Below are 12,746 nucleotides of genomic sequence, written 5' to 3' on the forward strand. Positions count from 1 at the left end.
ATGCCGCTATTGTACGCCCGCCACCCATACCAGGGCCTGGGCTTTTTCGTTCTCCGGGAACACCCGCGCCTCGACTTGCGGAAACAGCGCGTCCGTCATTTCCGTGGCTGCCTTGATCCACTGCTTGTCGGAGATCACTGCAGCACGTTTGAAGCGGTGGAGCTCGCCAAGTTTGGTCAGCCCATACTGCAGGTCGCGACGCAAAGCGCCAGCCGTCATGTCCTCGAAATCAGTGAGATCAGTCAGGACGCCGATGTCCTTGTGATCGCTCAGTTTCGCTTCGATTGCCGGGATGACTTTGTCGTAGTCGTCCGCCGTCACGGTACCCGCGACACGAAAGGCGGCTACGTTTCGGGGAGCGGAAATGATCTCGATCATTTTTTCCTCCGTTTTCTGACTTCGCTGGCTGCCCGAAACAAACTCGGGCCACTCACGGATGTTCCCTGCCGGGGACGTGTTTCACTTCGACCTGACATAGCTAAAAGACGATCGGCCGGCGTCCCCGACGGGCCCTCGGATAGCCTGGGTGACGATAGTATAGCGCGTGACCTGGCCCTCCTCGGGATCCTCTCCGTGGAAATGGACTTCTGCGTTCAGCGGCTGCCGCGCAGTGTTGCCGAACTGCTTGACAGCGGAGACATGCACAATCTGCACGTCGGGGTCACGCTTCATAGCGTCCATTGCCGCAAGCTCGGCGGTGCTGCTGCCGCCGATCCGCCAGCTGGCTTCCAGAACGCCCGATCGCCAGACGCCCGAGGAATCGACACCTTGGCCGATGTCGTAATTGCGCCGCGAGGCGAAGAATCCGGGATAGCCATCCATCGCCGCGTCGTAAGTCCTCGCCTGCGCCACAGCCAAACTTCGCGCCGGAGAAAGCTGCAGCCCGTCGAGCGCCTCCCATCCGCCGCGCACGACGACCAGATCGGATCCGCCGTAAACGGGCTGTCCGGCATTGTCGGTCGTCGTCCGCTGCACGCCGTAATAGCTGACCAATGTTCCGTCGATCGCCGTTCTGCCAATGCTCAGCGTGACGATGTCGCGAAGCTCCGTTTCGAGAACAAGCCCGTATTCCCTTAGGTCGGAGGATGGATATCGCTCCAGCAGCCTTTCGATGTCGGCGACCGTCGCGGCGATATGCTGGTCCCGGCCCCGCGAAGCGCGCGGTGGCTTGTACCGGACCAGCCCGAACTCCAGCAGACGTTCCGCTGCGCGCAGCGCATCATAGCGTGAAAATGCGGTGTAGCCGGGCAGCACGGCCGCGCCGACGGCTCTGCCGAAGCCGACTGGCCATTCTTTTGGCCGTGCCACCGACCCGTCCACCAACTCGTGGGTTATGGCCTTGGTGGTTGCGAGGCGCCAAGGCACCACACCGCCGAAGAGGTCGTCGGGCCCGTTGATGCCGAGCCGGACCGCATCGGCAGCAAGCAGGCTGTCGTCCGGCACGAAATACAGCCCGCCGCTGTCACCGCCGCCGTCACTCAGGCCCTCGCGGAAGGCAAAGCCCTTCGACGCCGCAATCGTGCGCGCGACGGCAGCGACGGTTTCCCGCTCGTGGGCATAGATGGTCTCGCCGCCCGGTACGGAGAATGCGACCACAACACCTTTTGCCCCGCTTGATTGCATACCGCTTAGCCCGGTCATGTCGCGCTCTTCGTCCATTGCCGAGCCCCATTGCCGTTATTCCGCGGCGATGCGTCCGAACCGAAAAACCCGCTTCCTCGGCGAATGTTCCGGGCAACGGCGAGCTATCCAGCTTGACCGAGGCGCGGCGACCGGAACATCGGCGGCTCGTGGTTGTTATGCGGAAACCTCAGACAGGGAGATGGAAACCATGGCTTTCACGCTCAAAAGCGCTGCCTTTGCAGAAGGCAAAAAAATACCGCCGCGCTATTCCCGCGACGGCGGCAACGTCTCGCCGCCATTGGAGTGGACGGACGCGCCGCAAGGAACCAAAAGCTTCGTCTTGGCCGTCGAGGACCCCGATGCCCCTTCGGGCACGTTCCGTCATTGGGCGGTCTACGACATCGACGCACAGCGCAATTTTCTTCCCGAAGGAACGACCGCCGGCGCCAAGACCGAGAGGCTCGGTGTCAACGATTTCGGCAATCCTCACTATGACGGTCCCCAGCCGCCGCCTGGGCATGGGCTCCACCACTACCATTTCCGGCTTCTTGCGGTCGACGTCGAGACGCTGCGTCTCGGCGAGAAGGCTGCCGTCGACGACGTGCTGAAAGAGGCCGAGCCGCACGTCGTGGGAGAGGCCGAGCTCGTCGGCACATTCGAACGGGTTTGAGGATGCCGGCTGATAGCGGCTCGCCATCCTACGATGCGCCCAAAGCACGGGCGCGGGCAACGTCGGGCGAGGCCCGGGGTTGCGCTGTCGCGATATGATCGCTAACGACCCATGGTCATCGTCTCATGCACCGGCATCAAATTGTGGTCGAGATTGGCCATGATCCAGATCGAGCCGCCGATCACCAGGATCACGATCAGCACGCCGAAGGCAAGCGCCAGGGCATTGTTCGTGTTGTCCGGTCCCGTCGTGATATGCAGGAAGAAGACGAGATGCACGCCCATCTGGGCGATCGCCAGCACGATCAGTGCCACCGGAATGCCGGGTGCCCAAATCAGGTTCGTTCCCAGAAACCAGAACGAGGCGATGGTCAGCAGCGTTGCCAGCCCGAGACCGATCACATAGCTGCGCAAGCCGGATGCGACATCGGCATCGCCGAGATATTCGTCGCCCGGCGCCGTATCGATGTCGTAGCGTTCCAGACTATCGGTGTCGCGCTGTTGCGCATGGCGATCCCCAGCATTGCTCATCGGCTTGCTCCCAGGAGATAGACCACGGTGAACAGGGCGACCCAGATGATGTCGAGGGCGTGCCAGAACAGGCTGAAGCACATGAAACGCCGAAGGATGTCGTCGCGAAATCCCTTGGCGAAGATCTGCGCCATCATCGTGAGCAGCCACAGCAGCCCCGCCGTGACGTGAAGGCCGTGGCATCCCACCAGCGTGAAGAACGCCGACAGGAAGGCGCTGCGCGTCGGTCCGGCATCGCGGGCAACCATATTCGCGAATTCGCGCAGCTCGAGCAGGATGAAGGCGGCGCCGAGCGCGAAGGTGACGGCCATCGCGACGTAGAACCAGGAGCTTCGCCGCGCTGCCACGGCGAGGCTGGCGAGACCGCAGGTAAAGCTCGACAACAGCAGGGCCGCCGTCTCGATCGCGACGTTGCGCAGGTTGAACAGCTCGGCTCCGCTCGGCCCGCCCGCCGTCTTGCCCGCCAGCACGGCATAGGCCGCGAAGAAGGCCGAGAACATCACGATGTCGCTCAAAAGGAAGATCCAGAAGCCGTAGCCCACGACGATCCTGATCGGCGCCGGGCCGCCCTCGCCATGGCCGGATGCAGGACCGTGCACGCGATGGCCGAGTCGGTAGGGATCGCGGTCTCGAACGTCGATCGCGGTCATGGCCTTGGCCCCGTATACGTGGCCAGCGCCTCGCGGCGGGCGCCTCGGTTGGCGCGGTCGATTTGAGCGACTTCGGCGGCCGGAATGACGTATTCGGGTATGTCGCGCCACGCGAATACGACGAAGGTGGCGAAAGCACCGAGCGCGCCGAGCGCCACCATCCACCAGATGTGCCAGATGAGGGCGAAGCCCATCACGGTGGCAAAGAAGGCGCAGACGAATCCGGTGGGGCTGTTGCGCGGCATCTCGATCGGCTCGTAGTCCGGCTCGTCGCGCAGGCGGTTCTGCTCGCGCGCCCGCTGCTTGATGTTCCAGTAGGGCTCTTCACCCTCGACATGCGGAAGCGCGGCGAAGTTGAAGACCGGCGGCGGCGAGGGCGTGGCCCATTCCAGCGAGCGGCCGTCCCAGGGGTCTCCGGTGACATCGCGAAGCGCCTCACGCTGCCGGACGCTGACGACGAGCTGTATGATTTGCGCGATCACGCCGGCGGTGGTGATGATCATGCCGGCGCCGGCAACCAGCACCCAGGGATACCAGGCCGGCACGTCGAAATGCTGCATGCGGCGGGTCATGCCGAGCAGGCCAACAGTGTAGAGCGGCACGAAGGTGGCGTAGAACCCGATCAGCGTCAGCCAGAAGGCCAGTTTGCCCCAACCCTCGTGCAGCCGGAACCCGAATGCCTTGGGAAACCAATAGGTATATCCCGCGAAGGCGCCGAACAGCACACCGCCGATGATGACGTTGTGGAAGTGCGCCACCAGGAACAGGCTGTTGTGAAGCAGGAAATCGGCCGGCGGCACGGCCAGCAAAACGCCCGTCATGCCGCCGATGACGAACGTCACCATAAAGCCTAGCGACCACAGCATTGGCGTCGCAAAGCGGATGCGGCCGCCATACATGGTGAACATCCAGTTGTAGATCTTCACGCCGGTACCGACAGCGATGATGCTGGTGGCGATGCCGAACGCGGCGTTGACGTCGGCGCCGGCGCCCATGGTGAAGAAGTGGTGCAGCCACACCATGAAGGAAACGATGCAGATGAAGAGCGTCGCGGCCACCATCGACCGGTAGCCGAACAGCGGCTTGCTGGAGAAGGTGGAGATAACTTCCGAGAAGATGCCGAACGCCGGCAAGACGAGGATGTAGACCTCGGGATGGCCCCAGGCCCAGATCAGGTTCACGAACATCAGCATGTTGCCGCCGGCTTCGTTGGTGAAGAAATGAAAGCCGAAATAGCGGTCGAGCGTCAGCATCGCGAGCGTGGCGGTGAGGATCGGGAAGGCGGCGACGATGAGCAGGCTGGCGGCGAGTGAAGTCCAGCAGAACATCGACATGCGCAGGTAGTTCATGCCGGGCGTCCGCATCTTCAGGATCGTAGTGACGAAATTGATGCCGGTGAGCAGCGTTCCGACGCCGGATATCTGCACCGCCCACAGATAATAATCGACGCCGACGCCCGGCGAGTAGGCGGTCTCGCTGAGCGGCGGATAGGGCAGCCATCCGGTACGCGCGAACTCGCCTATGACAAGCGAGATGTTGACCAGCAGCGCGCCGGTGGCGGTGAGCCAGAAACTCACCGAGTTGAGCGTCGGAAAGGCAACGTCGCGGACGCCGAGCTGCAGCGGTACGACCAGGTTCATCAGGCCGATGACAAACGGCATCGCCCCGAAAAAGATCATGATGGTGCCGTGGGCGGAAAAGACCTGGTTGAAGTGATCGGGCGGCAGATAGCCGGGCGCCTGGAAGGCGAGAGCCTGCTGGGACCGCATCATGACGGCGTCGCTGAAGCCGCGCAGCAGCATCAGCAGCGCCAGCAGCGTGTACATTACGCCAATCCGCTTGTGATCGACGCTAGTGATCCATTCGCGCCACAGATAGGGGAAATGGCCGGCCAGAAAGACCCAGGCCAGCACGCCGAGGATTGCCAGGGCGACGATCGCCGAGGCGATCATTGGCAGAGGCTGATCGAACGGAATGACGTCCCAGCTCAATTTTCCGAGCATTGTCAGCCTCCTGCCTTGGGCGATGCGCTCGGCTCGGGGCGTCCGGCCTGGGGGCCGGGCGCGGGCGGAACGCCCTGCGTCGCGATTTCATGGAAAAGGTCTGGCTCCACCGAGCCATAGGTCGAAGACGGCACGTCCATGCTCTGTCTGGCCAGTTCCTGGTAGCTGGTCTTGTCGAGTGCCTGTCCCTGGCTTCGCGCCGAATTGACGAACGCGTCGAAGGCATCCGCTGCGACTGCATGCAGCACGAATTGCATGCCTGGAAAACCGTCGCCGCTGAAATGGGCCGACCGCCCATAAAATTTGCCCTGCTGATCCGCCTGCAGGTGAAGCTGCGTCGTCATCCCGTTCATCGTGTAGATCATGCCGCCAAGCTGAGGCACGAAGAACGCGTTCATGACGCTTGCCGAGGTAAGCGAGAAATGCACCGGCCTGCCCGCCGGCACCACGAGCTGGTTGATGCTCGCGACATTCTGCTCCGGGTAGATGAACAGCCATTTCCAGTCGAGCGAGACGACCTGCACCTCAAGCGGCTTTTGCTGGGAATCCAGCGGCTTCATTGGATCGAGGTCATGCGACCCGATCCAGATGATGCCGCTCAGAAACAGGATGACGAGGATGGGGATCGACCAGACCACCAGTTCGATCCGTCCGGAATAGGCCCAGTCCGGCAGAAACCGCGCTCTTGTATTGGTTTCCCGGAACCACCAGGCAAAACCGAGCGTCGCCACGATGGTCGGGATGACGATGGCCAGCATGATGGCAACCGAATTGAGCAGGATCGTCCGCTGCGCCGCGCCGACTGGCCCTTGCGGGTCCAGCACGCCGCCCTGGCAGCCGGCAAGCAGCCCGGCAAGAAATATCGTCGCGCCGATGCAACAAAGACGGATGGCGGCACAATTTCGAACGATCGCCCTCGGTAACATGAGATCTCGCCGTTTCCTGAAAACCGATTGGAATGCGTTGCAGGCAGCATGGGTGCCAACCCCGAATGTGCGCGCCGACGTGCTCCTGGCGACAGTTTCTTCACGCACGCGGCTCCGGCTGGCAGAACGACACGCCTTGGACGTCGTTGTTAAGCGGTCAACCTGTCGAGAACCCCTCCAAATCCTAAGAAACCAGAGCCAAATCCTAAGAAACCAGCGACAGGACCCAGATTGAAGTTATCGCCAGAAACGTGGCGAATGCCAAGGCGGTAAACCGGTTCATGGCCGCGCCCACAGTTGGTCCATTTAGTCCGCTCCCTGCGACGCGGCGCTGATTCCGGTGACGCTGCTCTGAATGGCTGCGCCAACCGAACGAATGTTCGTCGCGAAAGTTCCAAAAAAGGCAGATCCATTGCAGCCTTTGGTTGCAGGCCGGCGGCAACGTGATGCGCACCACGGGCCGTTGGTGGCTTCCGTGCCAAACGGAAGCCGAGGCCGGCTTTGCGTATGTAAAAATTACTTGTCTAGGTGAAAATAATTGCTACTAATCGGCTGACCCGGCGCATGGACGGTTCAGGGAGGAATTTCGGGCATGACAAGACTGCGCGGTCTCGCGTGGGATCACCGACGCTGCTGGGGTCCGCTCGACGCCAGCATCGGGCCGTATTGCGCCGCCAATCCCGGTCTTGAGATCGAATGGGACCGCCGCGGCCTCTACGAGTTCGGCGAGGGCGCACTTGGTCCGGTGCTCGGCGCCTATGACCTTGTCGTGTTCGACCACCCGTTCATTGGCGATATTGCTGAAGGTGAGCTGATGGTGCCGTTCGATTTGCCGGGTGAGCAGCGCCGCGGCTTCGAACAGGATTCGGTCGGCGCATCCTGGCGATCCTACACAAGGGACGGGCGCCAATGGGCACTGCCGATCGATGCCGCCTGCCAGATCGCTTCATATCGCCCAGATCTCCTGGAGCGCTACGCAGCAGTGCCCACTACTCATGAAGAGGTGCTGGAGCTTGGCCGGCGCGCGCGCAAGGACGGCAAGTGGCTTGGCCTGCCGTTCGTGCCGACGGACGCCATGTGCCTGCTCCTGACGCTCGGCCATCCGCAGGAAAACGGTGAGGAGTTCATTGCAAGGGAGAAGGTCGAGCAGGCTGCCGCGCAGTTGCGCCAGCTTGCCGAGCTGTCGCATCCGAATTCGCCGAAATGGAACCCGATCCGCTGCTACGATCACATGATCGCGCATGACGATGTGGTCTATGTGCCGTTCGCCTTCGGCTATGTGAACTATGCTTCCAAGGCCGACAGGCCGTATCTGCGCTTCGCCGACGTGCCCACGCCGCGATCCGCCGGCGCCTTGCTGGGCGGCGCCGGCATCGGCGTCAGCGCCCAATCGAAACACAAGCAAGCCGCTGTCGACTACGCGCTTTTTCTGTGCTCGCCCGGCTACCAGCGCAGCGACTATGTGAAATCCGGCGGGCAGCCGGGATCGCTGGCGGCGTGGCAGGATGCCGAGGTCAACGCTCTTTCGGGCGACTTCTTCGCTTCGACGCTGGCGACCATCGAGGCGTCCTATCTGCGCCCGACCCATCCGGGCTTCATCAGCTTCTTCCGCCAATGCGCCCCCCATGCCGCTGCGGCGATCGCCGGCGAATTGCCGGCGGCGGAGCTCGCGGATCGGCTGGGCCGGCTCTATCGCGAGACCAAGCAGGGCCAGCCGCAAAGGAGCGTCGCGTAATGGCCGCCGGTATTGCCCAGATCGCCGACGAAGGCGAAAGCGGCCGCAACGGCTATCGCGTGCCCGCGGTGGAGAAGGCGCTCGACGTCCTGGAATTCATGGCTGCGAGCGGCGAGCCGCTGACCCAGACCGAGATCGCCACCGGAATGGGGCGCTCCATTCACGAGATCTATCGCATCCTGCTGCTGCTGGAGAAGCGCGGTTACATTTTCCGGACCCAATCGGACCGCTTCCGCCTGTCGCTGAAGCTGTTCGAGCTGGCACATATGCATCCGCCGGTAAACCGCCTGGTCGAATGCGCGCTGCCGGTGATGCGCGGCCTCGCCGCCAATGCCGATCAGAGCTGCCATCTGGTCGTTCGCGAAGGCGAGAGCGCACTAGTCGTGCTGCAGATCGATTCGCCTTTGCCGATGCGCTATTCGGTTGCCCTCGGCTCGCATTTCCCGATCCTCGAAACGAGCTCCGGCGCGGTGCTGCTCGCCCATTCGAGCCGCGCCGAGCGCGACCGCATCGTCGAGCGGATCGTCGCTGCCGGCGAAGGGCAAGGCAGCCGGACGGAAATCGAAGCGCGACTGAACGAAGTCGCAAGGCTCGGCCATGAAATGCGTGCCTCGCTGGCAGTCGAGGCCTGCACCAACATCTCGATGCCGGTGCGCGACCATACCGGCGCGGTCATTGCGGCGCTTACCGTCCCGTTTCTGCCGCAAAAGGCCGCGCGCTTCGATCGCAAAACCGTTTTCGAGCGGACCCAGGCGGCGGCCGAAAAGATATCGGCGGCGCTGGGCGCGGGCGAAGCTGCCAATTCTTCACGTGCCGACCCGGAACGGGGGGACTATCCGTTCAGCAACTGACAAGAAATACAGGGAGAAGAAACATGAACTGGTCCAAATCAATGCTGTTTGCCTCGGCGGCCGCGCTGGCTCTGAGCGCCGCTGCCGCACAGGCTGAAAACATGCCGAAGCGCATCGGCTACGTCACCAATTACGCCACCCATGAGTGGTATCAGAACGTCATCAAGGGCATGCAGGCCCGCGCCAAGGAACTCGGTATCGAGCTCGAGGTACAGGACGCCAACCTCGACGTTGCCAAGGAGGTTTCCGCCGCCGAAGACTTCATGGCCAAGGGCGTCGACGTTCTGATCATTACACCTGTCAACGAGGAAGGCGTCGTGCCGCTGCTGCGCCAGGCGAAATCCAACAACGTTCCGGTCGTGCTCGAAGGCAATCCGGTCAAGGGAATGACGACAATGGTCGCGATCTGCGACTATGATACCGGCTACACCGCTGGCGTCGAAGCCGGTAAATTCGCCAAGGAAAAGCTCGACGGCAAAGCCAAGGTGATGAATGTCGGCCTTCCGCTCCTGTCCGCCACGGTCCTGCGTTCGCAGGGTTTTATGGACGGCCTGAAGACCATCGTGCCTGACGCGGTCATGGTCCACGACCTCGACGGCGGCGGCAATCCGGACCGCGCGCTCGAAGTCTCTTCGGCAGCACTTGCCAAGAACGCCGACATCAACATCATCTATGGCATCAACGATTCCTCGTCGCTCGGCGGACTTCAGGCCTGGAAAGCGGCCGGCAAGTCGCAGGACGGCCTGTTGACGGTCGGCACTGGCGGCGAAGGCCTTGCCTTCATCAATGCGATGCAGAACGAGCCGTCCTATCGCATCGAGGCCGCGATGTTCCCGGAAAAGGAAGGCTACACCGCCATCGATGCAGCAGTTAAGCTCTTCAACGGCGAAGAGGTGCCGGAGCACATCGTCAGCCCGACCGCGCCGATGAACGGCGACGAGTGGAAGAAATTCTACGACTACGATGGCACCACACGCACGATCAAATGGGATGCCGTCAATGCGCTTCAGCCGCCGGAAAAATGCATGAAAACCTCCGCTGACCTGAAGAAGTAAGGATCCCGGATAGCCCTTCCCGCGCGGCGGGAAGGCACCGGATCGGATGCCGACGACAAAACAGGTCAACCGTCCGGTTTTAGGCCGGCAGGTTCCAAATGGCGACGGCACCGATACGGCCCGGAAATGGAATGGAAATGAGCGAGCTTACGCAATCCTCCGCGCCAAGGCGTTTCATCGGCGGCCAGCTGCTGGGCAGCAGCCACCTGGTGCTCGGCGTGATCCTGGCCGTGCTCTGCATCGCCATCTCGATAGCGGCGCCGCAATTCTATTCCGAGGCCAACATCATCGCCATCCTGCGCCAATGCGCGCTGGTACTGATCGTCGCCTCGGGCATGACGATGCTGATCATCACTGCTGAAGTCGATCTGTCGGTCGGTGCATCGCTCGCCTTTGTCGGCTGCATCGGCATGGCCGTCCTCAATTCAACGCACAGCCTGACGCTCGGCCTGCTGGCGGCGCTAGCCTTTTCCGGCGCGGTCGGCCTGTTCAACGGGCTGGTTGTCACCAGGCTCAAGGTGAACTCGCTGATCGCCACCATCGGCACGATGATGATGCTGCAGGGCGGCGTCTATCTGTTCACCCGCGAGGCGGTGCAGAACCACCACCGGCTTGCAAGCTTCACCGATCTCGGCGCCGGTTATATCGGCGCGATCCCGCTGCCCGTGGTCATTGCCGCGGTGATTTTCGCGCTGGCCGCGGCAACGCTGCGCTTCACCACGCTCGGCCGCTATCTCTACGCGGTCGGCGCCAATGAGCGCGCGGTTCGCCTCTCCGGCGTGCGCTCCGAACGCCTGAAACTGTTCGCCTTCGTCGCCACCGGCCTTTGCGTCGGCATCGCCGGCATGATCCTGTCGTCGCTGATGAATGCCGGCCAGCCGACCGCCGGCCGCGGCTTCGAGCTGACGGTGATTGCCGCCGTCATCCTCGGCGGCACCAGCCTGCTTGGCGGCCGCGGCTCGCTGCTCGGCACGTTGCTTGGCGTGCTGGTGCTGAAGGTCATCGACAACGGCATCATTATCCTCGGCTGGAACCAGGACCTGCAGATGGTGGTGCCGGGCATCGTCATCATCCTCGCGACCTATCTCGACATCGTCCGGAACAGAGCCAATGTCGGTTGATTTCCTTCACTCCGGCGAAGCCGCGGCCGTCGACAAAAGCGTGCCGGCGCTCGAAATGCATGGCATCGGCAAGCGCTTTCCCGGCGTGGTGGCGCTGGACAATGTCGACCTGACCCTGGAACCCGGCAAGATCCACGCTCTGATGGGCGAGAACGGCGCCGGCAAGTCGACACTGATCAAGATCATGGCCGGGGTCTACGGCAAGGATACCGGCAGCATCCGCCTGCGCGGCCGCGAGGCCGACATCAAGTCGCCGCGCGACAGCCTGAAAGAGGGCATCAAGGTGGTATTCCAAGAGATCGCGCTGATCTCCGAATTCAGCGTCGCCGAGAACATCTTCCTCGAGGGCTATCCGACCGGCAAAAGCGGCTCGATCGACTGGAGGAAGATTCGTGCCGACGCTGCCGCCTTGTTCAAGCGCATTGGCTTCAACGTCGATCCGGCGGCGCGCACAGGATCGCTGCCGGTCAGCCAGCAGCAGATGGTCGAGATCGCCCGCGCGCTCGCCCATGAAGCCCGCGTCGTGGTGATGGACGAGCCGACCTCCTCGCTGACGCCGAACGAGGTCTCGCTGCTGTTCACCGTCATTCGCCGGCTGGCCGCGCTCGGCATCGCCGTGCTCTATGTCAGCCACAAGCTCGACGAGGTCTTCGAGATCGCCGACACCGTGACCGTGCTGCGCGACGGCCGCCACGTCTCGACCAGGCCGATCGGCCAACACACCAACGACACGCTGATCCAGGACATGATTGGCCGACGCATCGAAAACCTGTTTCCCCGCAAGCGCGGCGCGCCGGGCAGCAAGGTCGCGCTTTCCGTTGAAGGGCTCAGCACCGCGAAGAAGCTGAAGGATGTGTCGTTCGAGGCGCATGCCGGCGAGGTCCTCGGCTTCTTCGGCCTGATGGGGGCCGGCCGGACCGAACTCGCCAAGGCGGTTGTCGGCTACGACCCGATCACTTCCGGCACGATTGCCGTCGATGGCAGCCGGCTGATGCCGCACGACACGCACACCGGCGTCCGTCTCGGCATCGGCCTGCTCACCGAGGACCGCAAGAGCGAAGGGCTGATGGGTGAGTTGCCGGTCTATCAGAATGCCAGCCTCGCCTCGCTCGGCGCTTTCGCCAAAATGGGCATTGTCGACAAGGCCAGGGAACGCAAGGCGGTGCAGGACTATGTCGACCGTTTCCGCATCCGGACGCCCAGCCTGTTCCAGCAGGTCAAGAACCTGTCCGGCGGCAATCAGCAGAAGGTGCTGATCTCGCGCTGGCTGATGCGAGGCCTGAAGGTGATCGTCGTCGACGAGCCGACCCGCGGCATCGACGTCGGCGCCAAATCGGAGATTTTCGCGCTCATTGACCGGCTCGCCGGCGAAGGCCTGGCGGTCGTCATGATGACGTCTGAAATGCCTGAACTGCTGGGGCTTGCCGACCGCATCGCAGTGATGTGCGAAGGTCGCCTCACCGCGATCATGTCCCGCGACGACGCCACGCAGGAGAAAATCCTCAATGCAGCGATCGGATAAGGCGATGACACTTTGCGGCAGCATTCCCTGTCATTCGGCCCAGGCCTTCGAAGGGAGCAA

Annotated in this window: 12 protein-coding genes; 6 read left to right on the top strand and 6 right to left on the bottom strand. The window is 62.8% G+C overall.

Going from position 1 to position 12,746, the window contains the following annotated elements:
- Nucleotides 1-6 precede the first annotated feature (6 nt).
- A complete protein-coding gene (locus NKJ94_RS14090) occupies nucleotides 7-378 on the bottom strand; it encodes a SpoIIAA family protein (protein ID WP_352525754.1) in 372 nt (123 codons plus the stop codon).
- 81 nt (nucleotides 379-459) lie between these two features.
- Nucleotides 460-1,659, bottom strand: coding sequence for a DUF3182 family protein (locus NKJ94_RS14095; RefSeq protein WP_352525755.1), 1,200 nt, complete (start codon nucleotides 1,657-1,659; stop codon nucleotides 460-462).
- Nucleotides 1,660-1,831: 172 nt separating this feature from the next.
- Between NKJ94_RS14095 and NKJ94_RS14100 the strand changes: the two genes are divergently transcribed.
- A complete protein-coding gene (locus NKJ94_RS14100) occupies nucleotides 1,832-2,293 on the top strand; it encodes a YbhB/YbcL family Raf kinase inhibitor-like protein (RefSeq protein WP_352525756.1) in 462 nt (153 codons plus the stop codon).
- Between the two features lie 101 nt (nucleotides 2,294-2,394).
- On the opposite strand, the gene cyoD is transcribed toward NKJ94_RS14100, so the two are convergent.
- From cyoD to cyoA, 4 genes are read right to left on the bottom strand one after another with little or no spacing between them, the layout of a single operon-like run.
- Nucleotides 2,395-2,823, bottom strand: coding sequence for a cytochrome o ubiquinol oxidase subunit IV (gene cyoD, locus NKJ94_RS14105; RefSeq protein WP_352525758.1), 429 nt, complete (start codon nucleotides 2,821-2,823; stop codon nucleotides 2,395-2,397).
- The gene (gene cyoC, locus NKJ94_RS14110) at nucleotides 2,820-3,473 is read right to left on the bottom strand and encodes a cytochrome o ubiquinol oxidase subunit III (protein ID WP_352525760.1); all 654 of its coding nucleotides are present in this window, start codon (nucleotides 3,471-3,473) and stop codon (nucleotides 2,820-2,822) included. The genes cyoD and cyoC overlap by 4 nt, the downstream gene beginning before the upstream one ends.
- The gene (gene cyoB, locus NKJ94_RS14115; protein ID WP_352525762.1) at nucleotides 3,470-5,476 is read right to left on the bottom strand and encodes a cytochrome o ubiquinol oxidase subunit I; all 2,007 of its coding nucleotides are present in this window, start codon (nucleotides 5,474-5,476) and stop codon (nucleotides 3,470-3,472) included. Before cyoB ends, cyoC begins: the two co-directional genes overlap by 4 nt.
- 2 nt (nucleotides 5,477-5,478) lie before the next feature.
- Nucleotides 5,479-6,402 (bottom strand): ubiquinol oxidase subunit II, encoded by a 924-nt coding sequence (cyoA, locus tag NKJ94_RS14120; RefSeq protein WP_352525764.1) that lies wholly within the window; start codon nucleotides 6,400-6,402, stop codon nucleotides 5,479-5,481.
- 592 nt (nucleotides 6,403-6,994) lie between these two features.
- Here cyoA and NKJ94_RS14125 point away from each other — a divergent pair.
- The 5 genes from NKJ94_RS14125 to NKJ94_RS14145 all read left to right on the top strand — a co-directional run bounded on the left by NKJ94_RS14125 (nucleotide 6,995) and on the right by NKJ94_RS14145 (nucleotide 12,686).
- Nucleotides 6,995-8,137, top strand: coding sequence for an ABC transporter substrate-binding protein (locus NKJ94_RS14125; RefSeq protein WP_352525765.1), 1,143 nt, complete (start codon nucleotides 6,995-6,997; stop codon nucleotides 8,135-8,137).
- Nucleotides 8,137-8,988 carry an IclR family transcriptional regulator gene (locus NKJ94_RS14130; protein WP_352525766.1) on the top strand — a complete coding sequence of 284 codons (852 nt, stop codon included), beginning with the start codon at nucleotides 8,137-8,139 and terminating at the stop codon, nucleotides 8,986-8,988. The genes NKJ94_RS14125 and NKJ94_RS14130 overlap by 1 nt, the downstream gene beginning before the upstream one ends.
- A gap of 23 nt (nucleotides 8,989-9,011) precedes the next feature.
- Nucleotides 9,012-10,043: a sugar ABC transporter substrate-binding protein gene (locus tag NKJ94_RS14135; RefSeq protein WP_352525768.1), complete on the top strand. Its 1,032-nt coding sequence runs from the start codon at nucleotides 9,012-9,014 to the stop codon at nucleotides 10,041-10,043.
- A gap of 137 nt (nucleotides 10,044-10,180) precedes the next feature.
- A complete protein-coding gene (locus tag NKJ94_RS14140) occupies nucleotides 10,181-11,164 on the top strand; it encodes an ABC transporter permease (RefSeq protein WP_352525769.1) in 984 nt (327 codons plus the stop codon).
- Nucleotides 11,154-12,686: a sugar ABC transporter ATP-binding protein gene (locus tag NKJ94_RS14145; protein WP_352525770.1), complete on the top strand. Its 1,533-nt coding sequence runs from the start codon at nucleotides 11,154-11,156 to the stop codon at nucleotides 12,684-12,686. The genes NKJ94_RS14140 and NKJ94_RS14145 overlap by 11 nt, the downstream gene beginning before the upstream one ends.
- The last annotated feature ends 60 nt before the right edge of the window (nucleotides 12,687-12,746 follow it).

Origin of the sequence: Mesorhizobium sp. M0060, from assembly GCF_040323155.1 — a bacterium.
Lineage (GTDB): Bacteria > Pseudomonadota > Alphaproteobacteria > Rhizobiales > Rhizobiaceae > Mesorhizobium.